Source organism: Pseudomonas oryziphila (assembly GCF_003940825.1).
Taxonomy (GTDB): Bacteria; Pseudomonadota; Gammaproteobacteria; order Pseudomonadales; family Pseudomonadaceae; genus Aquipseudomonas; species Aquipseudomonas sichuanensis.
Genome location: NZ_CP034338.1, coordinates 3,123,075 through 3,146,111 on the forward strand (window position 1 = coordinate 3,123,075; position 23,037 = coordinate 3,146,111).

Here is a 23,037-nt window from a genome sequence, read left to right on the forward strand (position 1 = left end):
GTCAGGCGCCCAGGGCCTGGCGCAGGCGCGCTTCCAGGTGCACGGCATCGAGGTCCTGGCCGATCAGCACCAGGCGGGTGATGCGCGGCTCGTCAGTGCGCCAGGCGCGGTCGAAGTGCTTGTCGAAGCGCGTGCCCACGCCCTGGATCAGCAGGCGCATCGGCTTGCCGGGAATGGCGGCGAAGCCTTTGGCGCGCAGGATGCCGAACTCGGTGACCAGTTGCGTCAGGGCATCGAGCAGCAGGCTTTCGTCGGCCTCTGGCAGGTCGATGGAGATCGAGTCGAAGGCGTCATGGTCGTGATCGTCGTGGTCATCGCCGTCGTGGTGCGAATCGTGGTGGGTGCGACGGCCGTCGATGTGCGCCTCGGATTCGGCACCGACGCCCAGCAGCACTTCCAGCGGCAGGCGGCCACTGCTGGCTTCGATCACTTTCACCGCTGGCGGCAGCTCTTCGGCGACTTCGGCACGAACCTTGGCCAGGCCTTCGGCGTCGATCAGGTCGGCCTTGTTCAACACCACCAGGTCGGCGCTGGCCAGCTGGTCGGCGAACAGTTCATGCAGCGGCGACTCGTGGTCCAGGTTGGGGTCGAGCTTGCGCTGGGCGTCGACCTGGTCCGGGTAGGCGGCGAAGGTGCCGGCGGCCACTGCCGGGCTGTCGACCACGGTGATAACCGCATCGACGGTGCAGGCGTTGCGGATTTCTGGCCACTGGAAGGCTTGCACCAGGGGCTTGGGCAGGGCCAGGCCGCTGGTTTCGATAAGGATGTGGTCGAGGTCGCCGCGGCGCGCCACCAGTTCGCGCATCACCGGGAAGAACTCTTCCTGCACGGTGCAGCACAGGCAGCCATTGGCCAGCTCGTAGACGCGGCCGTTGGCTTCTTCTTCAGTGCAACCAATGCTGCACTGCTTGAGGATTTCGCCATCGATGCCCAGCTCGCCGAACTCGTTGACGATCACCGCGATGCGGCGGCCCTGGGCGTTGTCGAGCATGTGGCGCAGTAAGGTGGTCTTGCCCGAGCCGAGGAAGCCGGTGACGATGGTGACGGGGAGCTTGGCCAGTGTTTTCATGTCGCGATGCCCTTGGCAGCAATGGCGCGGGCATGCGGGACGACAGCCTCGGGCGTTGCCGGCCGGGCGCGTTCGCCACCGGATCACCCCGCCCGGTTGATAGTCGAAAACGTTGCGAGGCAGGTCTCCTGGCTTGCACTGTTCCGGCAGCGGTGCCGGGGGGACGGCGCCTTCCCGCGCTTGCGCAGTGGCTGTGCCGATCCTTTTGAGTGCTTACAGTTGCGGGGGCAGCCGCGGCTTGGACCGCGTTCCCGTCTTAGCTCCGGCCTGGGCCGGAGAACCTCGAAGCGGCAAGGCTACGCATCCGCCCGACACCGGTCAACCGCTGGGGCGATTGACGCAAGCCACGCCCCATGATTTGCTAGCGCACTGCGTTCAGGTGCCCCCATTGGGGGTGAAACGGGAAACCGGTGCGTCCAGCGTCTTTAATAGACAGCGGACAAGGCCGGTGCTGCCCCCGCAACGGTAAGCGAGTGAAGCGTCTTGACCACTGTGCCGGTTCAACAGGCATGGGAAGGTGACGCCAATAGATGGAGCACCGCTCCACCTCGCCAGCCCGGAGACCGGCCTGACACCACATCAACACCCCGCGGTGGGCGGGCGCTGTCGTATTCCCTGGGCTGTCCTGCCCGGGAGCGCCGCGCCTGCCCGTTGCCCCAATAAAAGCAGCAGAGGAACGCGTCATGCCGATTACCAGCACAAAACACAGCATCTCCACCCCCGCCACACTCAGCCAGCGCATGGTCATCGCCATCGGCGCCAGCCTGCTGGGCCTGTGCCTGGTTTACTTCGCCGGCTTCTCGCACATCGAGGCGGTGCACAACGCTGCCCACGACACCCGCCACAGCGCCGCCTTCCCCTGCCACTGAGTAGCCCCGCATGATTACCCGTATTGCCCGCACCGCGGGCTTCAGTGGGCTGCTCGCCGCCCTGCTGCTGACACTGCTGCAAAGCTTCTGGGTCGCACCGCTGATTCTGCAGGCGGAGACCTATGAAAGCGCCGCCCCGGCAGCCGAGCACCATGAACATGGCGAAGCCGCCGCCCCCCACGAGCATGAGCACAGCGCCGAAGCCTGGGCGCCGGAAGACGGCTGGCAGCGCGTGCTGTCCACCACCGGTGGCAACCTGGTGGTAGCCGTCGGCTTTGCGCTGATCCTCGTCGCGCTGTATAGCCTGCGTGAGCCGGGCCGGGTCAGCACCGGCGCGCTGTGGGGCCTGGCCGGCTTTGCGGTGTTCTGCCTGGCGCCGACCCTGGGCCTGCCGCCGGAGCTGCCGGGCACCGCCGCTGCCGACCTGGGCCAACGCCAGACCTGGTGGATCGGCACCGCCGCCGCCACCGCCACTGGCCTGGCATTGCTGGTGTTCGGTCGCCACTGGCTGTTGAAGGTACTTGGCGCGGCGCTGCTGATTGTGCCCCACGTGATCGGCGCGCCACAGCCAGCGGTGCATGAAAGCCTGGCACCCGAGGCACTGGAAACCCAGTTCAAGATCGCTTCCTGGCTGACCAATGCCGCCTTCTGGGTGGCCCTGGGCCTGCTCAGCGCCTGGCTGTACCGTCGCTACAGTCAAGCCTGATGCTGGAATCTGCAAAGCCGCCGGCGCTGTATGCCGGCTTTGGGTGCCGCCGGGGTTGCCCGGTGGAGACCCTGGCGGTCCTGCTGCGCCAGACCCTGGCCGAGCATGCCCTGCCGCTCAGCGCGCTGCGCGGCATCGCCAGCATCGCGCCAAAGGCCCGGGAGCCAGGCCTGCTGGCCTTGGCCGAGCGCCTCGGGCTGCCGTTCATCTGTTTCGATGCCGGGCAACTGCTCGGCTTCGAGCCGCTGCTCAGCCAGCGCTCGGCCATCGCCTTCGCCCAGACCGGCTGCTGGGGTGTGGCCGAAAGCGCCGCATTGGCCCTGGCTGGCCGCGAATCGCTGCAGCCTGGCCTGCGCGTACCGCGCCAGCGACTCGGCGGCGCTACCCTGGCGCTGGCCATCGGCGGATAATCCGCCCTTTTACCTGCAAGGACTCCCCATGACGGTCTACTTCATCGGCGCCGGCCCCGGCGATCCGGAACTGATCACGGTCAAGGGCCAGCGTTTGATCCGCCAGTGCCCGGTGATCATCTATGCCGGCTCGCTGGTACCCGCTGCCGTGCTCGAAGGGCACCGTGCCGAGACAGTGATCAACAGTGCCGAACTGCACCTGCAGCAGATCGTCGAGGCCATGCGCCAGGCCCACGCCAACGGCCAGGACGTGGCCCGGGTACATAGCGGCGACCCCAGCCTGTATGGCGCCATCGGTGAGCAGATCCGCCAACTGCGCGAACTGGGCATCGACTACCAGATCATCCCCGGCGTGACGGCCACCGCCGCCAGCGCCGCGCTGCTGGGTTGCGAGCTGACCCTGCCAGAGGTGTCGCAAACGGTGATCCTGACCCGTTACGGCGACAGCTCACCGATGCCGGCCGGCGAACAACTGGCCGACTTGGCCCGGCATGGCAGCACCCTGGCCATCCATCTGGGCATCAAGAACCTGGCGCGGATCGTCGAGGAACTCCTGCCCCATTACGGCGCCGACTGCCCGATCGCCGTGGTCCATCGCGCCACCTGGCCCGATCAGGACTGGGCCAGGGGCACCCTGGCGGACATCGTCGAGCGCGTGGCCAGCAAGGGCTTCCGGCGCACGGCGCTGATCCTGGTCGGCCATGTGCTGGGTGATGCACCGTTCGCCGAATCGGCGCTGTACCGCGCCGGCCACGCCCACCTGTACCGCCCGGGCAACTGAAGCGATTGCCGCCAGACGTGGCGACGGCGCACACTGCCCTTCCACGTCACGGAGCCACGCCCATGCTCGAACTACGCCCCAACTGCGAGTGCTGCAACAGCGACCTGCCGGGCGACAGCCCGGACGCCTTGATCTGCTCGTTCGAATGCACCTTCTGTCGCAGCTGCAATGACCAGCACTTGCACGGCCGCTGCCCCAACTGTGGCGGCCCGCTACTCAGCCGCCCGCCCCGGGTGGGCCAGGCCCTGAAGAACAACCCCGCCTCCAGCGAGCGCATCCTCAAGGCACATCCCGCCTGCAGTTGACCCGCCTGCCTCAGTACCTGTCCCGGGGCGTTCCCGCGCCCCTTTTGTAGTCCTTTTCTACAATTCCTTGTTGTCTTTTCAACGCGCCTATACTCGCCTATTACCAAGGGTTCGGAATCACCGTAATGTGCGCGCTGCCCAATTGATCCGCAGGCGTGAGCCCGACGGAAGACAGGACATGGGCTCAATCCGACAGGAGTTTCACATGACATCCGTGCTGTTGGTCGATGACCATCACATTGTTCGCCTTGCTGTACGCATGCTGCTCGAGGGGGAGCGCTTCACCGTCGTCGGCGAAACCGGTAAAGGCAAGGATGCCGCACGCCTGGCCGAGCAGACCAAGGCAGATGTGGTCATCCTCGATATCGGCCTGCCCGACCTCGATGGCATGGAAGTGATCAAACGCCTCAAGCTGCTCACCCCCTCCCCCAGGATCATGGCGTTGACCGGCCAGCCGGCCGACTTGTACGTACGCCGGTGCATGGACGCCGGCATCTCGGCCTTCGTCAACAAGGACGAAGACCTCGACGCCCTGGTCTTTGCCCTCAAGGCACTGGTCAAAGGCTATTCGACCTTCCCGCAGATGGCAGTCAACAGCAACACCCTGGAAAGCGAGGGTGACCGACTGGGCAGCCTGTCGAACCGTGAAATGGAGGTGCTGCGCCGCCTCTGCGCGGGGCAGAGCAACAAGCTGATCGGCGAGCAGATGCACCTCAGCGCCAAGACCATCAGTACCTACCGCGGCCGGATCATGGAGAAGCTCAAGGTCGAATCACTGGTGGAAATGGTCGACCTGGCCAAACGCAACAACGCGGGCTGAAGCATGAGCAAGGGCACACTGCTGTGCCTGGTGCTGACCTTGCTGGTGCCCGTGCAGGGACTGTCCCAGACCACCAGCGAGGACCGTCACCTGCTGGCCCGCGCCCAGAGCGCCGCCGCGCCACTGCCCCTTGACGACAATGACCGGCAATGGCTGCGCGAACGCCAGGTACTGACCTTGGGGGGCTCGCGCCCCGACTACCCGCCTTTCGATATCAACACCAGCCAGGACGACTACGAGGGCCTGAGCGCCGATTACGCCGGCCTGATCGCCGAGCAACTGGGGATACCCATCAAGGTACGGCGTTACCCTACCCGCGCGCAGGCCATCGCGGCCCTGCACCGAGGCGAGATCGACCTGCTGGGCACTTCCAACGCTTTCGAAGCCGCCGACGCCGAACTCGCCCTGAGCCTGCCCTATGCCGATGACCTGCCAGTACTCGTCAGCCGACAGGGCGGCGCCCTGCTGGAGGGCAGCGACCTGGCCGGCCAGCGCCTGGCCCTGGTCGATCACTACCTGCCCCTGCAGGCCGTCCAGCAGCTCTACCCCAACGCCCAGATAACCCTGTACCGCTCTACCCTGGCTGGGGTCGCGGCGGTCGCGCTGGGCCAGGCAGATACCTACCTGGGCGACGCCATCAGCAGCGACTACGTGATCAGCAGAAGCTACCAGGGTGCAGTCAAGATCGATCACCTGGTCAAACTGCCGGCCGGCACTTTCGCGTTTGCCCTGGACCGCGACAACCAGCGCCTGCGCGCACTGATCGACCGGGCCTTGGAGCGCATCGCCGACAGCGAACGGCTGAACATCCTGCGGCGCTGGACCAGTGGCAGCACCAGCATCCTGCTTGATCGCCGGCTGGACGCCCTCACCGCCGAAGAACGCGCCTGGATCACCCAGCACCGCACGGTGAAGGTGATGATCAATACTGCCCTCGCACCGCTGACATTCACCGACAGCCAGCAGCAACCACGGGGCCTGACCATGGACGTGCTGGAGCAGATCAGCCTGCGCACCGGCTTGCGTTTCGACGTGGTCGGGGCACAGTCGTTCGGCGAGATGGTCGATGCCGCGACGCAGGGCAAGGTCGACATGCTCGGCGCCATTGGCTATGACCCGCGGCTGGCCACTCGCTTGCGTTACAGCCGCCCCTACCTGGCCAGCCCGCAGGTTCTGGTGATGCGCGCCAGCTCACCGCCATTGGACCCGGCACAACCGCTGAGCGACCAGCGGGTGGCGCTGTTGCGCGGCTCTCCGCTGCTCGACGGGCTCCTGCAGCAGGCACCTCGAGTGCGCCCGGTCGAGGTGGACAATCCACTGCAACTGATGGAGTCGGTGCTCCAACGCAATGCCGATGTCGCGCTCAGCCCCTATATCAACGCCAGCTACTTCATCAGCCAGGTGTTCAAGGGCGACCTGCGGGTCGCGGCGCAACTGGGTGATGAGCCCGCACTCGCGGCCTTCGCCGTCGACCCTGCACAGCCTCAATTGCAAGCCATCCTCGACAAGGCGTTATTGAGCATTGCGCCTGACGAGCTTGAACAACTGGTCAATCGCTGGCGTACCAGTGCGGTGGTCAGCGACAGCCCCTGGCGCAACTACCGGACCCTGGCACTCCAGGTGCTGGTGCTGGCCAGCGTCTTGCTGGCGGGCGTGGTGTTCTGGAACAGCTACCTGCGCAAACTCATCAGTCAGCGCACCGAGGCCCAGCATGCGCTGCAGGATCAACTGCAGCTCAGCCGCGGGCTGTTGGAGCAGTTGCGCCAGGCGAAAGAGGATGCCGAGCAGGCCAACCAGGCCAAAAGCACGTTTCTCGCGGTCATGAGCCATGAAATCCGCACGCCGATGAACGCGGTCATCGGCTTGCTCGAACTGGCCCTGGAGGACAGCCGTCATGGCCGCATCGATGGCCAGGCGCTGGAAACCGCTCATGGTTCGGCAACCGGACTGCTAGAGCTGATTGGCGACATTCTCGATATTTCGCGCATTGAAGCCGGGCACATGACCCTGCAACCGGTGGCCGTCGAACTGGTCGGCCTGGTGCGCGCCACACTGCGGGTATTCGAGGGCAATGCCCGGACCAAGGGCATTCACCTGCGTGCCGCGCTGCCCACCGAACACTGCTGGGTGCTGGGCGACCCACTGCGGCTCAAGCAGGTGTTGTCCAATCTGTTGAGCAACGCGATCAAATTCACTGAGGAGGGGCGGATAGACGTTGCACTGGAAGTGGCTGCGCACGGCGAGCAATCGATGGGCGTCATGCTGCAGGTGAAGGACAGCGGCGTGGGTATCAGCAGCGCTGACCAGGCGCGACTGTTCCACACCTTTGCCCAGATGGACGGACGCCAGGCCCGCCAAGGCGCAGGGCTAGGCCTGGTGATCTGCCGCGACCTGTGCGAGCTGATGGGCGGCACCCTGACCCTGCAAAGCCTCGAGGGTCTGGGCACCCAGGTGGATGTCCACCTCGATCTGCCGGTCGCCGTTGCGCCCGCGGGCCAATCACCCAAGCCTCCTGCGCCCCCGGCCGACAGCCCCGCATTGAGAGTGCTGGTGGTCGATGACTACCCTGCCAACCTGTTGCTGCTCGACAAGCAGTTGCGCACGCTGGGCCACAAGGTAGTGCTCGCCGAACAGGGCCAGGACGCGTTGGCATTGTGGCGAAAGCACCCTTTCGATGTGCTGATCACCGATTGCAACATGCCGATCATGGACGGCCACGAACTGACCCGAAGCATCCGCGCGCTGGAACGTGACCAGGGCCTGCCCGCCTGCGTGATCATCGGCGTCACCGCCAATGCCCAGGCGCAAGAACGTCAACGCTGCCTGGACGATGGCATGGACGAGTGCCTGTTCAAGCCCATTGACCTGCAAGCTCTGCGTTCAGCCCTGGCGTCGGCGAGCGTGCTCCCGGCGGCTGTCGCCACGGTTGCCACGCAGTTGCCTGGCCACAGCGGTTTTGCGCTGGAGCAATTGCGCCATCTCACCCAGGATGACGAGCAACTGACCCTGCGCCTGCTGCGGCAACTGGCCGAGAGCACTCGAGAGGACCTGCAAGCGCTGCACGAACTGGGAGCCTCGCCGCCACCTGATCCGCTCGCCATGGCCGTTCACCGCATCAAGGGCGGCGCCAAGATGCTCAAGGTGCGGGGCGTGGTGAAGGACTGCGAGGCCATTGAGCGGGCCATGGCCCTGGGCCAGCCAACCGAGCAATTGCTTGCCCGCCTGCTGGCCAGCCTGCAGAGCCTGGAGCAAGAGCTGCGCCAGGGTATCAATGCAATTGAAGGGTCGAACTGATCTGGCTGATCGCGTCCACCACGTGCCGTGAGCCCTGCTGGATCTCCATGATCACCGTGCCTGCTTCATTGGCCAGCTCCACCCCAAGCCCGGTGCGGGTCAGGCTCGACTGCATGCTGGCCACGGCATTCAATGACAGGTCATGGTTCTGCCGCACCACTTCGACGATTTCCAGCGTTGCCTTGCTGGTGCGCGCGGCCAGGCTGCGCACTTCATCGGCGACCACGGCAAAGCCACGCCCGTGCTCGCCAGCCCGGGCGGCTTCAATCGCTGCGTTGAGTGCCAGCAGGTTGGTCTGATCGGCAATGCCACGGATGGTCAGGACAATCTGGCCGATCAGCTCGGACTGCTTGCTCACCGCATCGAGGCTGAGCGCGGCCTGGTTGAGCTCGGCAGAAATCTGCTCGATCACCTCGACCGTCTGCTGCACTACCTGGGTGCCCTTGCGCGCGCAGGCGTCGGTTTGTACCGAGCTTGCGTGGGCAGCATCGGCAGCGGTCTGTTGGGTGCTGACCTGGTTGGTGATGTCGCTGGCGAACTTCACCACTTTGGTCAATCGCCCCTTGTTGTCGAAGATCGGGTTGTACGAGGCCTCCAGGTACACGGTCTGGCCTTGCTTGTTGACCCGTTCGAAGCGGTGCGAGTGGTATTCGCCGCGGTTCAGCGAAGCCCAGAACTCGCGGTACTGGGCCGATTCACGTTCGTGGGCCAGGCAAAACAGGCCGTGGTGGCGGCCCACCACTTCCTCCAGGCGATAACCCATGGTGTCGAGGAAGTTCTGGTTGGCCTTGATCACTCTGCCGGCCGGGGTGAACTCGACCACCGCCATGGAGCGGCCGATGGCCTTGAGCAGGCTCTCGCTCTCGTGTTCTTCGATCACATGGCGGGTGATGTCGGATGCCACCTTGATGACGCTGGTGACCTGTTGGCGGTCGTCGATCACTGGCATGTAGCTGGCTTCGAGCCAGACTTCGCGGCCGGCCTTGTCCAAGCGTTCGAAGGTGCCGCTGATGGCCTTGCCCTGCCCCAGCTCACGCCACAGTTGCTGGTACTCGGCGCTTTTGGCGTAGGTGGGGTCACAGAACATTCGATGGTGCTTGCCGCGGATCTCGTCAGCGCTGTAGCCCATCGTCGTGCAGAAATGGTCGTTGGCTTCGAGGATGGTGCCATCGGGGGCGAACTCGATCATGGCCATGGAGCGGCTGATGGCGGCGAGCTTCGCTTCCATGGATGCCAGGGCCTGGCGGCAGCGCTGGATTTCGACGAGGTCGGACTTGCGGTGGTACTCGAACATGCGCTGGGACTCCTGTGCCCCCCCGGGATGTCCTGAGCATAGATGGGCGTTATCGGCGTGCAAGCGCTTTGATATCACTTTTGGATTAGGTATTTGAGCCGTTGGTCGGGTTCGGGTTCGGGTTCGGGTTCGGGTTCGGGTTCGGGTTCGGGTTCGGGTTCGGGACTCAGTGTGTTTGTTTTGATGGATGTAGGCGCATTCATTTGTGATGTCGACGCTTAGTCACCTTTCCGCCCTTACGGCGGCCTACTTTGGTCTTGGCCAAAGTAGGCAAAGCCGCCTGCTCCCATCATACGGCCCCTGCGCTGCGCTCCGGGGTCCCCTCGCTCCGGTGCCTTCCGGGCCCGCGCGGCCTACGACTTGCTGCGCAAGTCTACATCTCGCGCCTTCGGCTTACGCCGAAGGGTGCTGCGCACCAGGGCCCTACAGTCACCTCCACTCGGCCTCCTGAAGTCGCAATTTGTGTTGCCTGGACTATCGCGCGCTTAGAAGCAAAATCAAGAGCAGATCAAGAGCAGTAATGCGGCTATCTAGGTTTGGCTGTTGTTTATGTGTTGTTTATTCGGGCCCTATCGCCGGCAAGCCGGCTCCCACAGGTACAGCGCAAGTTTAAAAGTTCGCACTAACCTGTGGGAGCTGGCTTGCCAGCGATTGCAATCCTGAGCTCCCAACCCATCCAACTAGCGACAGCTAACGCCAGCCCAGGCGCCGCCCCTAACTTCGCGACTTCAGGAGGCTGAGCGTAGGCGTCTGGAGGGCCCTGGTGCGCAGCACCCTTCGGCGTAGCCGAAGGCGCGAGATGTAGACTTGCGCAGCAAGTCGGAGGCCGCGCGGGCCCGGAGGACGCCGGAGCGAAGGGACCCGGAGCGCAGCGGAGGGCCGTATGAATGGAGCGAGCGGTTTTTGGTTACTTTTTTCCAAGAAAAAAAGTAACCCGCCGTAAGGGCGGAAAGGTGACTATGCGTCGATAAATCTAATGAATGCGCATACCTTATAAAAACAAACCAATTACCAAACAAACAATTCAATATTCAATATTCAATATTCAATATTCTCGGCCCAAGTCAAAACCACACCAACGATCAAGAACTCTCCCGCTGCATCAACTCAAACCCCAGATCCTGCTGCTCAGTCACCACCCGCTTACCATCAAGCATCGCCAGCAACGCCTGCGCCGCCCCCCGCCCAACCGCCGCCCGCGGCGTACGAATCGACGTCAACGGCGGCACCATATGCGCCGAAGCCGGCAGATCGTTGAACCCGATCATCGCCACCCGCCCAGGCACCGCAACCCCCTCACGCAGCGCCTGCAGCACCGCCCCCTGCGCCAGGTCATCGTTACAGAAGAAAATCCCATCCACATCCGGCGCCTGCGCCAGCAAACGGCTGAACAACTCACCGCCCAAACCAATCGACGAAGGCTGCGGGTCAAGCATCTCCAGCTCCGGCGCCTGCAACCCAGCCTCCGCCAGGGCCTGACGGAAGCCCTCGGCACGCTGCATCACCCTCGGGTCCAGTTGCGCCGCGATGAACCCCAGCCGCCGCCGCCCACGCGCAATCAGATGCTGCGCCGCCGCACGGCCGGCCTGGTGCTGGGAGAACCCCACCGACAAGGCCCCCGCATCACCGCCCAGCTCCATCATGTGCACGCAGGGCACATGGCTGGCCGCAAGCAACTGCCGCGCCCCCTCACTGCGCTCGAAACCAGTGAGCAACATGCCGCAAGGTTGATAGGCGAGATAGTTGCGAATCAGGTTCTCTTCCTCGGCAATATCGTAGTGATAGTTGCCGATCAGCACTTCCAGGCCACGCGGGCGCATCACCTCGTGAATGGCTTCGAGGGTGTCGATGAACAGCTGGTTCGACAATGACGGAATCAGCACCACCACCGATTGGCTGCGCGCCGAGGCCAAGGCCCGCGCCGCTGGGTTGGCGACGTAGCCCAGGCTGCCTGCTGCCGCCACGACCTTGGCCACCAATTCCGGGGCGACAGTGCTCACCCCGCGCAAGGCGCGAGAAGCAGTAATAGGGGATACCCCGGAAAGCCTGGCGACTTCCGCCAGAGTGGGACGACCTGTGGTACGCGAGCCGATGCGAGACATGAATGTTGTAATTTTACTACTTGCAGGAATGGGGAACGGTCACTAAGGTAGCGCTGTCTCTGGATGCAGGCAATGCAATCTTGGTAGCAGCCATGCATGCAGCGTCCATACTGCCTAAGACAAAATCAATAACACCCGGGAGGGTGGCGCTTGCACTCTCGTTTCGCCCTGGTCGAGACAGCGCTATCTCACCCAGCAGGAGGTACCGATGAACTTTCCCCTGTCCGCGATAGTGGTGATGGGTGTGGCTGGATGCGGCAAAAGCAGCATCGGCGCCGCCATCGCTGCGCGCAGCGGCGGTCGCCTGGTCGAAGGCGATGCTTTCCACCCCGCCAGCAACATTGCCAAGATGAGCGCCGGCATCCCCCTGGACGATGACGACCGCGCCGGCTGGCTGGTGCGCCTCGGCGAAGAGCTGCAGGCCATCATCAAAGCCGGCGAACGCCCGATCCTCACCTGCTCGGCACTCAAGCGCCGCTACCGCGAAACCTTGCGCCAGGCCGTGCCCGAGCTGGGCTTCGTATTCCTCGAACTGACCCCGCAGGAAGCCGAAAAGCGCGTACTCGCCCGCCCCGGCCACTTCATGCCGGCCAGCCTGATCGACAGCCAGTTCGCCGCCCTGGAATCACCACTGGGCGAGCCACTCACCCTGGCGCTGGATGCCACCCGCCCGATCGAGACCCTCGCCGAGACCGTGCATGACTGGCTAAAGCCCTGCGGTGAGCGGCCCCTGGCGCGGACTGCCTGACCCGGCGGTTTTCCGGCTCACCAAAGATAGCGCTATCTCGCCACCTGAAAGTGGCGAACGCTCAAAACCAAGCTACGCCAAAACAACAACGACAAGACCGAGGCATACGAACCATGTTCGGACTGGCTACTGATACCTTCCTGTTGCTCGACGCGATGGTCACCATCATCGGGCTCATCCTGCTGATCACCCATTTCAAGGTCCACCCCTTCGTTGCCCTCACCCTGGCCGCAGGCTTTCTAGGCCTGACCTCCGGCATGCCGGTGGCCAAGGTGATGAAATCGTTCCAGGACGGCTTTGGCGGCGTGCTGGGCTTTGTCGGCATCGTCCTTGCGCTGGGCACCATGCTCGGCAAGCTGATGGCCGACTCCGGCGGTGCCGACCAGATCGCCCAGACGCTGATCCGCGCGTTCGGCAAGCAGAAAGTGCACTGGGCAATGATGTTCGCCGCCTTCCTGGTGGGCATCCCGCTGTTCTTTGAAATCGGCTTCGTGCTGCTGATTCCCTTGGTGTTCATCGTCGCCCGCCGCTCCGGGGTGTCGCTGGTGAAGATCGGCATCCCGCTTCTGGCCGGCCTGTCGGTGGTGCACGGCCTGGTGCCGCCGCACCCGGGGCCATTGCTGGCGATCGGCATCTTCCATGCCGACATCGGCAAGACCATCTTTTACGGCCTGCTGGTGGCCCTGCCCACCGCCGTCATCGCCGGCCCGCTGTTCGGTAACTTCATCTCGCGCTACATCCCCGGCAACCCTTCCCAGGAGCTGATGGACCAGATCGCCCGTGAGTCCGACCAGAAGAACCTGCCCAGCTTCAGCGTGACCTTGATCACCGTGCTGCTGCCGGTGGTGCTGATGCTGCTCAAGACCTTCGCCGACGTGGTCCTGCCGGCCGAGCACATCGTGCGCCAGTGGATGGACCTGATCGGCCACCCGATCACCGCCCTGCTCGCCGCCCTGCTGCTGGCCTTCTATACCTTCGGCTCGGCGCGCGGTTTCAGCCGCCAGCAGATCATGAAGATGCTCGACCAGAGCCTGGCCCCCACTGCTGCGATCGTGCTGATCGTCGGCGCCGGCGGCGGCTTCAAACAGATGCTGGTGGATACCGGCGTGGGCAACGTCATCGGGCAAATGGCCGTGCAGGCCGAGATTTCACCGATCATGCTGGCCTGGCTGGTGGCGGCGGTGATCCGCATTGCCACCGGTTCTGCGACAGTCGCCACCATCACCGGCGCGGGCATCGTCGCGCCGGTGATCGACCTGGTGCCGGGCGTCAACCGCGAACTGCTGGTGCTGGCCACCGGCGCGGGTTCGCTGATCCTCTCCCACGTCAACGACGCCGGTTTCTGGCTGGTCAAACAGTACTTCAACATGACCGTGGCCGAGACCTTCAAGACCTGGAGCATGATGGAGACCATCCTGTCGGTGGTCGGCATCATCTTCATCATGTTGCTGGCCCAGGTGGTGTGACCGTTGATCAGGGCCATGGCAACTTGCTGACGAGGACGTGGCCCAAGTGAGACAGCGGCCCCGCGCAAGCGGGGCCGATCTCTTTCTGTCGCGAGGAGCTTGCCCGATGAACCGATCCTTCCTGTTCGCCGCCCTGCTTGCATCGCCCCTGGCGTTCGCCGCCGGCACCGGCGCCACCTACCCCGACGATCCGCACAACCCGGCACCACAGCCGGGCGTGGACAGCACCCTCAACCCGATCGAGAAGCCCATGCCTCGGGACACCGATCCGCGGATCAAGGGCTATGACCCTGACAGCCCTGCGGCCCGGCAGAATGTTGATCAGGATCTGCCCGGGCTGGGGGAAAGTGGCTCAGAAGGCATGGGGCGCCAAGGTGAAGGCGCCAGCGGCAAGCCCTGAGGCAATAGCCTGCCCCGCGGCTTGCTTGGCATGGCCCTGAGCCAACCGGTAAGGCCCAAATCGCGGGGCAAGCCCGCTCCCACGAACTCTGTCAGGGCCCATACGGCGCCTCACCACTGCCGCTTGTCCGGCCGCGTCAACCCCAGTTTTTCGATCTTGTAGCGCAGCATGTCCCGCGACAGCCCCAGCAGGCGTGCCGACTTGGTGACATTCCAGTCGGTGCGGTCGAGGGTGCGGCACACCATGTCGCGCTCCATGTCCGGCAGGCTGCCAGCGGTTTCCGGTTCATGCCGAGGCAGTTCGAAGATGGCCGCCGGCGCCGATTGGGCTACGGGTTCATCAACCAGGGTCAGGCACAGGTTCAACTGGTGCGCACCGATCACCTCGCTGGGTGCCAGCAATACGGTCTGCTCAAGCATGTTGCGCAGTTCGCGGACATTGCCCGGCCAGCTGTAGCCGAGCATCATCGCCTCGGCCTCGGCGGAGAAACGCAGCCCAGGCTTGCCGTAGCGTCGCCCGTGATGGGCGAGGAAGTGCCGCGCCAGGCGCAGGATGTCCTGGCCACGGGCATACAGCCGGGGCACCTTGAGGGCGATGATGCGCAGGCGGAAGAACAGGTCGCGACGGAACTTGCCCTGCTGCACCATCTGCTCGAGGTTGCAGTTGGTGGCGCTGATCACCCGCAAATCGACCTTGCGCTCCTTCACCGCGCCAATGCGGCGAATGCTGCGATCTTCGAGCAGCTTGAGCAGCTTGGCCTGCAGCACCAGGTCCATCTCGCCGATCTCGTCGAGGAACAGGGTGCCGCCATCGGCCGCCTCGACCAGGCCCACGCGGCGCTCCTTGGCATCGGTGAAGGCGCCCTTCTCATGGCCAAACAGTTCGGCTTCCAACAAGTTGGCCGGGATCGACGCGCAGTTGAACTCGATGAAAGGCCCCTTGGCGCGGCTGCCGTCGAAATGCAGGGCGCGCGCCACCAGCTCCTTGCCGGTGCCGGTTTCGCCTTCAACCAGCACAGGCGGCAGGTCGTCGCTGGCCATGCGCCGTTCGGCATCGAGCAGCTGGCGCAGGGTGTGCTTGAGCTCGAGCATGACGGGTGACTCGCCGATCAGCGCCTGCAAACCGGACTTTTGTGCCTCGCGCTCCTGGTAGAACGACAGCGTACGTTCCATGCGCTCGGTGGCCAGGGCCTTGTCCAGCATCAGCTTGAGCTCGGCCAGCACCACCGGCTTGGTGAGGTAGTGGAAGGCGCCCTCCTTCATGGCCAGCACGGCGTCCTCGACGTTGCCGTAGCCGGTCATCATGATCACTTTGAGCTCCGGGGCCTGGGCCACCAGGGTGCGCAACAGGTCATGGCCACTCATGCCGGGCAGCGAGTTGTCGGTGAGGACCGCGTCAGGCTGGGCCCGCTTGATCTGCTCCAGGGCCAGCTCGGCGCTGTGGCACACCGTCACCTCGAAGCCTTTGAGTTTCAGGTAGGTGCAAATGTTGTCGGCGAGGATTTCGTCATCCTCTACCACCAGGATGCTGTGATCCATGGTCCCCTCCCGCTGCAAGATTGAAAGTAAGGCTGACGCGGGTTCCTTCCTCTTCGCGGCTGCTCAGCTCGACCGAACCGCCAAAGCGCTCCATGATGCGTTTGACCAACGCAAGGCCGACACCCAGGCCGCCCTGCTTGGTGGTGAAAAAGGGTTTGAACACCATGCGTTTCTGCTGCTCGGTCATGCCTTTGCCGGTGTCGCTGAGCAACAGCTGGGCCTGCTGCCCATCCAGCGTCAGCACCTCGGCACGCAACTCGCCGCCCTGGGGCATCGCTTCCAGCGCGTTGGCGAACAGGCTGTTGAGGATCTGCGTCAGCTGCAACGGCTGGCTGGCCACCCACTGCTCGGCGGGCCCGCTGAAGCTGAAGCGCACAGCGTTACGCTGGATCTGTGGGGTGAACATCTGCCGCGCATCCTCGATGGCGGCGACCAGGTCGACGGCCTCGGGCTCGTCACTGACCGGGCGCAGCGACACCAGCAGGTCGCGTACCCAACGTGACATGCGGTCGACCTGGGTAACGATGTCACCGATATTCTTCTGCGCCGCCGGGTTGGCGATCTCCTGGGCCAGCTCGGCGCTCGAGCGTATGTTGGCCAGCGGATTGCGCAGGCTGTGGGCCAACGCCGAGGACATCTCGCCAAGGGCGGCATAGGTTTCGCTCGCCACCAGGCGATCCTGCTGGTGGTGCAGCATGCCCGCAGCCCGGCGCACGATCCAGAACAGCCCGAAGTAGATCAGCCCACCACCTGCCAGGGTCGAACCCCAGATCAGCACATAGCCACGCTGGATGCGTCGCACCAGGTCCTGAGGCTCCTTGTAGATCTCGACCATGGCCAGCACTTGCTCGCCCTGGCTGTCGAACAAGGGAATGTAGTTCTCGATGAACAGGTGGCGCGGCTCGTGCTCGAACTTCTGCTCCTCGCGATCCTCGTCTGCCTTGTGGTAACTGGCCGAGACCGATTTGCGCGAGCGGAAGGCATGCTCGAGGTCGTCATCTTCATCGATGCGCTTGCCGATCAGTTGCACATTGGTCGACCAGATCACCGTACGGTCACGGGCATAGACGTTGGCCAACAGCGTGTCGGGCAGGTGCTCGACATGGTCGAGGAACTCCACCCGGGTCGACTCGGCGAGTTGCGGAGTGAACTGCAGGTGCTGCTGGTCGAGCCGAGGGTCGAGCAGCTCGCCCATGGTGACGCCCGGCGGCAATTGCGAATGGCGTACCTCGGCCTGGGCCATGGCCTGGATGAACTGGGCGGTGAGCATGGCATCGCGCTCGACGCTGTCACGCACTACAAAGCGTGTCGACGCATAGCCAAGGCCAATGGCCACTGAAGCGATGATCAGCAGGCTGACCAGTGAAAACCAGCGCAGCAGGTTGAAGTCGCGTAGCGGCGCAGCCTGCCCGGTCGAGGGCGCAGCGGATTTGTCGGGGGCTTCGTCCTGCAGTGTCTGCATCGCCTGATTCCCGCCTGGATACTGCCGAGGATGGCCTGCGCTACGCGCAGTAGCACATTGATGGCTGCCGACCATGATGCCGGCCTTGGCCGAAGGTTAGATGATGGAAAGCAAGATTTTGGCCAGCACTTGTCTCATTTAAATATTCATTGATAATCAGGTAGTTAGCGAATATTCATAAAGTAAGTTAGAGAAATGTTCCCCACATTTGGGTAATCTTCACCCATCATTTGCAACCCCAATGAAACCATGTGCCTGCGCAATGCCACCGGTATCCATGTCATGACTGGGCCAGGCGGAAGTTGAGCGACACCCGGGTACCGACGCCTTCATAACTGCTCAACCGCACCGAGCCGCCAAAGCGCTCCATGATCCGCTTGACCAGCATCAACCCCACCCCCAGGCCTCCCTGTTTGGTGGAGAAGAACGGCCGGAAGGCCAGGCGCTGTTGCTGCTCGCTCATCCCCCGGCCGGTGTCCGAAAGGCGCAGCGTCAGGCTGCGTCGATCGTGGCGCACCAGCTCCACCCGCAGCTCGCCGCCCTGCTCCATCGACTCCAGGGCATTGGCGATCAAACTGTTGAAAATCTGCCCGAGCAACACCGGCTGCCCAAGCACCTGCACCGCTGGCAATTCGGCCAGGCGCACCTGCACGCTGTTGCGCCGCAGCGCCGTGTCATAGGCTTGCAGGCTGGTCTGCAGGGCCTGGCCCAGGTCCACCGGCACCGCCTCTTCACTCAACGGGCGCAGCGACTGCAACAGCTCACGCACCCAGTGCGACATTCGGTCGACCTGGTTGATGATGTCATTCACATGCTTTTGCGCCGGGCCCTCGTCGAAGGCCTGGGCCAGCTCGGCGCTGGAGCGGATGCTGGCCAGCGGGTTGCGCAGGCTGTGGGCCACCGCCGAAGACACCTCGCCCAGGGCAACGAAAGTCTCGTTGCCGATCAGCCGCTTCTGCTGCACGGCCAGCAAGCGCGCGGCCCGGCGCATGATGCCGTACAGCCCGGCATAGACCAGCCCGGCGCCCACCACCACGGCCAGCCAGATCAACAGCAGGCCATGCTCGATGCGCACGATCAGGTCGTGGGGCTCCTTGTAGATCTCCACCATGGCGGTGACTTGATCGTTATCGGCATCGAACAGCGGAATGTAGTTCTCGATGAACAGCTGTTCAGGCGGGGTGACGAACTTCTGTTCACTGCGCGCTTTATCGAAGTCGTGGTAACTCGCCGACACCCGCATCTTGTACTCGAAGGCCCGGTCGAGGTCGTCGTCGCCCTCGATCAGCTTGCCCACCAGCGCCGGGTTGCTCGACCAGATCACCGTGCGGTCGGGGGCATAGATGTTGGCCAGGAGCATGTCCGGCAGGTGGGCGATATGGTCGAGAAACTCGCCTCGGGCCCTACGCCGGGCCTCGGGGTCGACATCCGGCATGCCGTGATCGGTACGCGGGTCGAGCAGCTCGCCCATGGTGCGCACATTGGGGATCGACACATGGCGCACCTCTGCGTCCGCTATCGAGGTGATGAACTGGGCGGTCAGCAACGCATCGCGCTGGACGCTCTCGTCGATGATGTAGCGGCTGGAGATCAACCCCAGCCCCACGGCCACCGAAACGATGAATGCCAAGCTGACCCAGGCATACCAGCGCAGCAGGTTGAATGGCCGGCGCGCCGTGCTGGCCTCGGCGGCAGGCATGAGTGTCTCGGAACGGGGGGCGAGGTCCATGGCGGGCTCCGCGGCTGGGCACCTGTTTGAAGGTTATAGCCCAGTGTTGGGGAAACCATGATGGTTTTACGCCACTGCCCGGTACTTTCGCGACCAAGGGACCCGTCAGCCCACCTGGCTACAGCGGCGAATCTTCGGCCAAACCCCGCAACAGGCGGTAATCACGCAGCACGTTGGGCACATAACGCCGCGTCTCGGCAAACGGCGGCACCACCTTGCCGCGGCTGAGCACCGCTTCGGGCCCGGCGTTGTAGGCGGCGACGGCCAGGGTGATGTCGTTGTCGAACAGGGTCAGCATGCGTTTGAGATAGCGTGCCCCGCCCTGCACATTGGATTTCGGGTCGAGTACGTCCTTGACCCCCATTTCCTTGGCCGTATCCGGCATCAACTGCATCAGCCCCGCCGCGCCCTTGGGCGAACGCGCCTTGGGGTTGTAGCCCGACTCGGCCTTGATCAGCGCATGCAGCAGTGCCTGGGGCACATCATTGGCCAGGGCGGCGGCGGCCACCAGATCGGCGTAGGGCCGGCCGGTGACCAGTTGGGCGTTGGCCGGCCCGCCGTCCGCCGTAGACTCACTGATCACCCGCTCGTACTGCCGGCCTGGGCGGTGCACGTTGGACAGGATGAAGCCGCCCTTGCCGTCGCTGGCGATGTACACGTCGGCTATTGCCTCCGGCATCACCACTGCCGACATCAATCCTGCTGCCAGGCAAAGAAAACTCAGTCCACGCATGTCGTTCGCCTCCCACCGTGGCCCCCGATGTGGGGGAAATGCCCCGGAAAACCCGGATGTACGGAGCACGACGCAAGCAGCGTGCCGCTTGCCATCCCGCATGGCGCAAGGCCCCGGCGCAGACGTGCACGGCTGTTGCATGGCAGCTGTGCACACGCAACGGAGGGTTTCCCCATGCAGCGCAGAATCAATGCCCAACAGGGCTTCACCCTGCTCGAACTGCTGGTGGTGCTGGTGGTACTTGGCCTGCTGGCCGGTATCGTCGCGCCCAAGTACTTCAGCCAGCTCGGCCGTTCCGAGGCCAAGGTGGCGCGAGCGCAGATCGAAGGCCTGGGCAAGGCCCTGGACCTGTACCGCCTGGAAGTCGGCCATTACCCCAGCAGCGAACAGGGCCTGCAGGCGCTGACCGTAGCCCCCAGCGGCGAGGCGCGCTGGTCCGGGCCCTACCTGCAGAAAGCCGTGCCCCAGGACCCCTGGGGCCGCCCCTACATCTACCGGCAACCCGGCGAGAACGGCGGCGAGTACGACCTGCTGTCGATGGGCAAAGACGGCCAGCCCGGCGGCGATGGCGAGAACGCCGAGATCACCAGCTGGCAATAAGGAGCCCGGCCATGCGCTATCAGCTCAAGGCCCTGGGCAGCCAGGGCGTGGTGCAACTGCAGGTGGAGGCCGAAGACCTCGAACAGGCGCGGCGCCAGGCCGAGGACCAGGGCCTGCGGGTACTCAGCGCGCGCAGCATGGGCCTTGGCCTGCGTGCCCTGCCCTGGCGTCGCGCGCCAGCGTTCGACCTGGTGCTGTTCAGCCAGGAGCTGACCACCCTGCTCAATGCTGGCCTGCCGCTGATCGACGCGCTGGAAAGCCTGGCCGAGAAATCGCCAGCAGGCGGCGCACGCAAGACCCTGGAACAGCTGGTGCGCCAGCTCTATGAAGGGCGCTCGTTGTCCCAGGCCCTGGCCCAGCAGCCACGGGTATTCCCCACGCTGTATGTGGCGCTGGTGCAGTCCAGTGAACGCACCGGGGCGCTGGGCGATGCGCTGACGCGCTACATCGGCTACCGCCAGCGCCTGGACCTGGTGCGCCAGAAGCTGGTGGGCGCCTCGGTCTACCCGCTGCTGCTGTTGCTGGTGGGCGGTGGCGTGGTGCTGTTCCTGCTCGGCTACGTGGTGCCGCGTTTCAGCCTGGTGTTCGAGGGCATGGGCACCGAGTTGCCATGGCTGTCACGGGTGCTGATGCAGATCGGCTTGTTCCTGCACGCCCAGCAACTGCCCCTGGGGCTCGGTACGCTGGGCGCCATCACGCTGCTGGTCACCCTGCGCCGCCACCCGGCCGTGCGCCGCTGGGCCAGTCGCCAGCTGCGCCGTGTCCCGGCCCTGCACCAGCGCCTGGTGATGTACGAACTGGCGCGCTTCTACCGCTCGCTGGGGATTCTGCTGCAGGGTGGTATCCCCATCCTCACCGCCCTGGGCATGGCCCGGGGGCTGCTGGGCAGCGCCGCCGCCGAGGGCCTGGAACAGGCCAGCCGTCGCGTGGCCGAAGGCTTGCCGCTGTCCGATGCACTGGAAGCCGGGCAACTGGTGACACCGGTGTCGCTGCGCCTGCTGCGGGCCGGCGAGCAGTCGGGCAACCTCGGCGAGATGCTGGAGCGCTGCGCCGACTTCCACGACCAGGAGATCGGGCGTTGGGTCGAGTGGTTCGTCAAGCTGTTCGAGCCGCTGCTGATGACCTTCATCGGCTTGTTGATCGGCCTGATCGTGATCCTGATGTACATGCCGATCTTCGAACTGGCTTCGAGCATTCACTGAGCGCAGTAGCAAATGGCCACACACCTGGCTTGGCATTCGCGGCTTATCCCCAGAGCCCCGCCACGTGCCGCTTAGCCTGCCACCCCTGATGCTGGTCGCCGTGGCGCAACGGATCTGCGCCGGGTTTGCCGGGCTGCCGATGCTGGACTGCGGGAGGCTGGGGGTGAGCATCGGCATCGTCAGCCGGCTGGCACCGGAATGCGATCTGTCACGGCTGCTGTCGATGGCCGACCATGCGCTGTATGCGGCCAAGCAACAGGGGCGCAGCCGGGTGTTGCAATACGCCGGGGCTTGAGCGCCCCCTGCGCAAGATGATCCTGTGCAGGCGACGGTCTTGGCTTGCCTGCACTGGCCTCATCGCCGGCAAGCCGGCTCCCACACAATCAACTTGCACGCCCACTGTAGGAGCGCATAAGGGGTGGTCAGCACGGTCCAGGTGGGAGCTGGCTTGCCAGCGATGGGGCCAGCAGTTGCGCCGACCGGCACTGCTCAATAGTCGAAGCGCTCCACCGCCCGTCGCCGCTCGTTGTCATCGCGCCGGTCATAAATCGCCGTGGTCTGGATATTGGCGTGGTGCGCCAGCTTCTGGGCGATCGACAGGTCATGTTCCTCGATCACCCGGGTGATGAACGCCCGACGGAAGTCGTGGGGCATAATCTTCGCCCCCACCTGCGCCCCGCGCTGGCGGGCGATGTAGTAGATGGCGTGCTTGGTGATGCGCGCGCGGGTGATGTGGCTGCCGCGGCGGATGCGGTTGAACAGGAAACTGTCGTCACGCTCGCCGGCCGGCAGGTGCTGGCGGCGCAGCTCGAGCCAGGCCGAGAGCTTGTCGAAGGCCCAGGCCGGGGCGTACTTGAGCAACTGGCGGTTGCCCTTGCCCAGCACCTGCACGCAGCGCTCCTGGAAGTCCACCTGGGCCAGGTCGATGTCCACCGACTCCGACTTGCGCATGCCGGTGCCATACAGCAGCGCGAGGATCGCCGCATCGCGCACGCCCTGGGGCCGCGGGTCGGCGGCGCAGACCTCCATCAGCTCACGAATCAGGCTACGCCGCAGGTTGCGCCCCGGGGGCAGGCGGCTGCCGCTGGCTGGCTTGATCTCGCGGATCTTCAGCAGTTGTTCATGCTCGATCAGCCCCAGCCGCCAGGCCTCGTTCATCACCCCGCGCACGGCATTGACGTACAGCGAAGAGGTGTTTGGGGCATAGCCGTCGGCACGCAGGGCGGCAACCAGGGCGATCACATGGCCGGGCTCGAGGTGGTGCCACGGCACATCGGCGATGTCGGCATCGACAAAACCCAGGCGGTCAGCAGCGTCCTGGAGGATATAGCGCATGGTCAGCTGACTGGACGGGGCCAGGCGGGCCAGGTACTGCAGCAGCGGGTTGCGCGCGAGGTCAATCACAACGGGGATCCTGTAGCGAAGCCTTGCTCGTGGTGAAGCAAAGCGTAAAGCGAGTCGTTATGACACACGAAGATGTCAAAACGACAACAAAATAATCTGGTCAAT

At 64.5% G+C, this 23,037-nt stretch carries 21 protein-coding genes, 1 pseudogene and 2 riboswitches; of the genes and pseudogenes, 13 read left to right on the top strand and 9 right to left on the bottom strand.

What is annotated here, in order from left to right; genetic code table 11:
• Position 1: 1 nt before the first annotated feature.
• Positions 2 to 1,069 (bottom strand): cobalamin biosynthesis protein CobW, encoded by a 1,068-nt coding sequence (cobW, locus tag EJA05_RS14555; RefSeq protein WP_125464208.1) that lies wholly within the window; start codon positions 1,067 to 1,069, stop codon positions 2 to 4.
• A 101-nt stretch (positions 1,070 to 1,170) separates the two neighbouring features.
• A riboswitch (cobalamin riboswitch) is annotated at positions 1,171 to 1,369 on the bottom strand.
• Positions 1,370 to 1,429: 60 nt separating this feature from the next.
• Positions 1,430 to 1,655, top strand: a riboswitch (cobalamin riboswitch).
• Between the two features lie 97 nt (positions 1,656 to 1,752).
• On the opposite strand from cobW, the gene EJA05_RS14560 reads away from it, so the two are divergent.
• From EJA05_RS14560 to EJA05_RS14590, 7 genes are all read left to right on the top strand, one after another.
• A complete protein-coding gene (locus EJA05_RS14560) occupies positions 1,753 to 1,938 on the top strand; it encodes a CbtB domain-containing protein (RefSeq protein WP_125858789.1) in 186 nt (61 codons plus the stop codon).
• 10 nt (positions 1,939 to 1,948) lie between these two features.
• The gene (locus tag EJA05_RS14565) at positions 1,949 to 2,644 is read left to right on the top strand and encodes a CbtA family protein (RefSeq protein ID WP_125858790.1); all 696 of its coding nucleotides are present in this window, start codon (positions 1,949 to 1,951) and stop codon (positions 2,642 to 2,644) included.
• Entirely contained in the window at positions 2,644 to 3,054 is a 411-nt protein-coding gene (locus tag EJA05_RS14570; RefSeq protein WP_125464210.1) for a cobalamin biosynthesis protein, read from the top strand. Before EJA05_RS14565 ends, EJA05_RS14570 begins: the two co-directional genes overlap by 1 nt.
• Before the next feature lie 28 nt (positions 3,055 to 3,082).
• Positions 3,083 to 3,835 (top strand): precorrin-4 C(11)-methyltransferase, encoded by a 753-nt coding sequence (cobM, locus tag EJA05_RS14575; protein ID WP_125858791.1) that lies wholly within the window; start codon positions 3,083 to 3,085, stop codon positions 3,833 to 3,835.
• A 62-nt stretch (positions 3,836 to 3,897) separates the two neighbouring features.
• On the top strand, positions 3,898 to 4,140 hold the full coding sequence (locus EJA05_RS14580; RefSeq protein ID WP_110994473.1) for a DUF1272 domain-containing protein: 243 nt from the start codon (positions 3,898 to 3,900) through the stop codon (positions 4,138 to 4,140).
• 205 nt (positions 4,141 to 4,345) lie between these two features.
• Entirely contained in the window at positions 4,346 to 4,960 is a 615-nt protein-coding gene (locus tag EJA05_RS14585; protein WP_125464213.1) for a response regulator transcription factor, read from the top strand.
• Positions 4,961 to 4,963: 3 nt separating this feature from the next.
• Complete coding sequence (locus tag EJA05_RS14590) at positions 4,964 to 8,254, top strand: transporter substrate-binding domain-containing protein (protein ID WP_125858792.1); 3,291 nt, start codon at positions 4,964 to 4,966, stop codon at positions 8,252 to 8,254.
• On the opposite strand, the gene EJA05_RS28770 is transcribed toward EJA05_RS14590, so the two are convergent.
• The 3 genes and pseudogenes from EJA05_RS28770 to gntR all read right to left on the bottom strand — a co-directional run bounded on the left by EJA05_RS28770 (position 8,229) and on the right by gntR (position 11,650).
• Positions 8,229 to 8,684: a methyl-accepting chemotaxis protein gene (locus tag EJA05_RS28770; RefSeq protein WP_394366663.1), complete on the bottom strand. Its 456-nt coding sequence runs from the start codon at positions 8,682 to 8,684 to the stop codon at positions 8,229 to 8,231. The two genes, EJA05_RS14590 and EJA05_RS28770, sit on opposite strands and share 26 nt — an antisense overlap.
• Before the next feature lie 81 nt (positions 8,685 to 8,765).
• Positions 8,766 to 9,548 (bottom strand): annotated as a pseudogene (locus EJA05_RS28775) (PAS domain-containing protein); the annotation flags it as partial.
• Positions 9,549 to 10,630: 1,082 nt separating this feature from the next.
• Positions 10,631 to 11,650, bottom strand: coding sequence for an HTH-type transcriptional regulator GntR (gene gntR, locus EJA05_RS14600; protein WP_125858794.1), 1,020 nt, complete (start codon positions 11,648 to 11,650; stop codon positions 10,631 to 10,633).
• Positions 11,651 to 11,858: 208 nt separating this feature from the next.
• On the opposite strand from gntR, the gene EJA05_RS14605 reads away from it, so the two are divergent.
• From EJA05_RS14605 to EJA05_RS14615, 3 genes are all read left to right on the top strand, one after another.
• Positions 11,859 to 12,398, top strand: a complete 540-nt coding sequence (locus tag EJA05_RS14605; RefSeq protein WP_125858795.1) for a gluconokinase — start codon at positions 11,859 to 11,861, stop codon at positions 12,396 to 12,398.
• A gap of 113 nt (positions 12,399 to 12,511) precedes the next feature.
• Complete coding sequence (locus EJA05_RS14610; protein ID WP_125464219.1) at positions 12,512 to 13,864, top strand: GntP family permease; 1,353 nt, start codon at positions 12,512 to 12,514, stop codon at positions 13,862 to 13,864.
• A 106-nt stretch (positions 13,865 to 13,970) separates the two neighbouring features.
• A complete protein-coding gene (locus EJA05_RS14615) occupies positions 13,971 to 14,264 on the top strand; it encodes a hypothetical protein (RefSeq protein ID WP_125858796.1) in 294 nt (97 codons plus the stop codon).
• Positions 14,265 to 14,374: 110 nt separating this feature from the next.
• Here the strand turns inward: EJA05_RS14615 and EJA05_RS14620 are convergent, their stop codons facing one another.
• From EJA05_RS14620 to EJA05_RS14635, 4 genes are all read right to left on the bottom strand, one after another.
• On the bottom strand, positions 14,375 to 15,802 hold the full coding sequence (locus EJA05_RS14620; protein WP_125858797.1) for a sigma-54-dependent transcriptional regulator: 1,428 nt from the start codon (positions 15,800 to 15,802) through the stop codon (positions 14,375 to 14,377).
• Complete coding sequence (locus tag EJA05_RS14625; RefSeq protein WP_125858798.1) at positions 15,771 to 17,264, bottom strand: sensor histidine kinase; 1,494 nt, start codon at positions 17,262 to 17,264, stop codon at positions 15,771 to 15,773. The genes EJA05_RS14620 and EJA05_RS14625 overlap by 32 nt, the downstream gene beginning before the upstream one ends.
• A 280-nt stretch (positions 17,265 to 17,544) precedes the next feature.
• Positions 17,545 to 18,993: a sensor histidine kinase gene (locus tag EJA05_RS14630; RefSeq protein WP_125858799.1), complete on the bottom strand. Its 1,449-nt coding sequence runs from the start codon at positions 18,991 to 18,993 to the stop codon at positions 17,545 to 17,547.
• 118 nt (positions 18,994 to 19,111) lie between these two features.
• Positions 19,112 to 19,726 carry a lytic transglycosylase domain-containing protein gene (locus tag EJA05_RS14635; RefSeq protein ID WP_125858800.1) on the bottom strand — a complete coding sequence of 205 codons (615 nt, stop codon included), beginning with the start codon at positions 19,724 to 19,726 and terminating at the stop codon, positions 19,112 to 19,114.
• 174 nt (positions 19,727 to 19,900) lie between these two features.
• Between EJA05_RS14635 and gspG the strand changes: the two genes are divergently transcribed.
• The 3 genes from gspG to EJA05_RS14650 all read left to right on the top strand — a co-directional run bounded on the left by gspG (position 19,901) and on the right by EJA05_RS14650 (position 21,823).
• Positions 19,901 to 20,326, top strand: coding sequence for a type II secretion system major pseudopilin GspG (gene gspG, locus EJA05_RS14640; RefSeq protein WP_125858801.1), 426 nt, complete (start codon positions 19,901 to 19,903; stop codon positions 20,324 to 20,326).
• Between the two features lie 11 nt (positions 20,327 to 20,337).
• Positions 20,338 to 21,528, top strand: a complete 1,191-nt coding sequence (locus EJA05_RS14645; RefSeq protein ID WP_125464225.1) for a type II secretion system F family protein — start codon at positions 20,338 to 20,340, stop codon at positions 21,526 to 21,528.
• 64 nt (positions 21,529 to 21,592) lie between these two features.
• On the top strand, positions 21,593 to 21,823 hold the full coding sequence (locus EJA05_RS14650) for a nucleotidyl cyclase domain-containing protein (protein WP_223811823.1): 231 nt from the start codon (positions 21,593 to 21,595) through the stop codon (positions 21,821 to 21,823).
• Positions 21,824 to 22,017: 194 nt separating this feature from the next.
• On the opposite strand, the gene EJA05_RS14655 is transcribed toward EJA05_RS14650, so the two are convergent.
• The gene (locus tag EJA05_RS14655; RefSeq protein WP_125464226.1) at positions 22,018 to 22,932 is read right to left on the bottom strand and encodes a site-specific integrase; all 915 of its coding nucleotides are present in this window, start codon (positions 22,930 to 22,932) and stop codon (positions 22,018 to 22,020) included.
• Between the last annotated feature and the right edge of the window lie 105 nt (positions 22,933 to 23,037).

Coding starts and splice junctions, on each gene's coding strand:
- EJA05_RS14610 (WP_125464219.1), top strand. CDS start 12,512: ATGTTCGGACTGGCTACTGATACCTTCCTGTTGCTCGACGCGATGGTC.
- gntR (WP_125858794.1), bottom strand. CDS start 11,650: ATGTCTCGCATCGGCTCGCGTACCACAGGTCGTCCCACTCTGGCGGAA.
- EJA05_RS14625 (WP_125858798.1), bottom strand. CDS start 17,264: ATGCAGACACTGCAGGACGAAGCCCCCGACAAATCCGCTGCGCCCTCG.
- EJA05_RS14630 (WP_125858799.1), bottom strand. CDS start 18,993: ATGGACCTCGCCCCCCGTTCCGAGACACTCATGCCTGCCGCCGAGGCC.
- EJA05_RS14580 (WP_110994473.1), top strand. CDS start 3,898: ATGCTCGAACTACGCCCCAACTGCGAGTGCTGCAACAGCGACCTGCCG.
- EJA05_RS14635 (WP_125858800.1), bottom strand. CDS start 19,726: ATGCGTGGACTGAGTTTTCTTTGCCTGGCAGCAGGATTGATGTCGGCA.
- cobM (WP_125858791.1), top strand. CDS start 3,083: ATGACGGTCTACTTCATCGGCGCCGGCCCCGGCGATCCGGAACTGATC.
- EJA05_RS14570 (WP_125464210.1), top strand. CDS start 2,644: ATGCTGGAATCTGCAAAGCCGCCGGCGCTGTATGCCGGCTTTGGGTGC.
- EJA05_RS14590 (WP_125858792.1), top strand. CDS start 4,964: ATGAGCAAGGGCACACTGCTGTGCCTGGTGCTGACCTTGCTGGTGCCC.
- EJA05_RS14605 (WP_125858795.1), top strand. CDS start 11,859: ATGAACTTTCCCCTGTCCGCGATAGTGGTGATGGGTGTGGCTGGATGC.
- EJA05_RS14620 (WP_125858797.1), bottom strand. CDS start 15,802: ATGGATCACAGCATCCTGGTGGTAGAGGATGACGAAATCCTCGCCGAC.
- EJA05_RS14585 (WP_125464213.1), top strand. CDS start 4,346: ATGACATCCGTGCTGTTGGTCGATGACCATCACATTGTTCGCCTTGCT.
- gspG (WP_125858801.1), top strand. CDS start 19,901: ATGCAGCGCAGAATCAATGCCCAACAGGGCTTCACCCTGCTCGAACTG.
- EJA05_RS14615 (WP_125858796.1), top strand. CDS start 13,971: ATGAACCGATCCTTCCTGTTCGCCGCCCTGCTTGCATCGCCCCTGGCG.
- cobW (WP_125464208.1), bottom strand. CDS start 1,069: ATGAAAACACTGGCCAAGCTCCCCGTCACCATCGTCACCGGCTTCCTC.
- EJA05_RS14560 (WP_125858789.1), top strand. CDS start 1,753: ATGCCGATTACCAGCACAAAACACAGCATCTCCACCCCCGCCACACTC.
- EJA05_RS14565 (WP_125858790.1), top strand. CDS start 1,949: ATGATTACCCGTATTGCCCGCACCGCGGGCTTCAGTGGGCTGCTCGCC.
- EJA05_RS14645 (WP_125464225.1), top strand. CDS start 20,338: ATGCGCTATCAGCTCAAGGCCCTGGGCAGCCAGGGCGTGGTGCAACTG.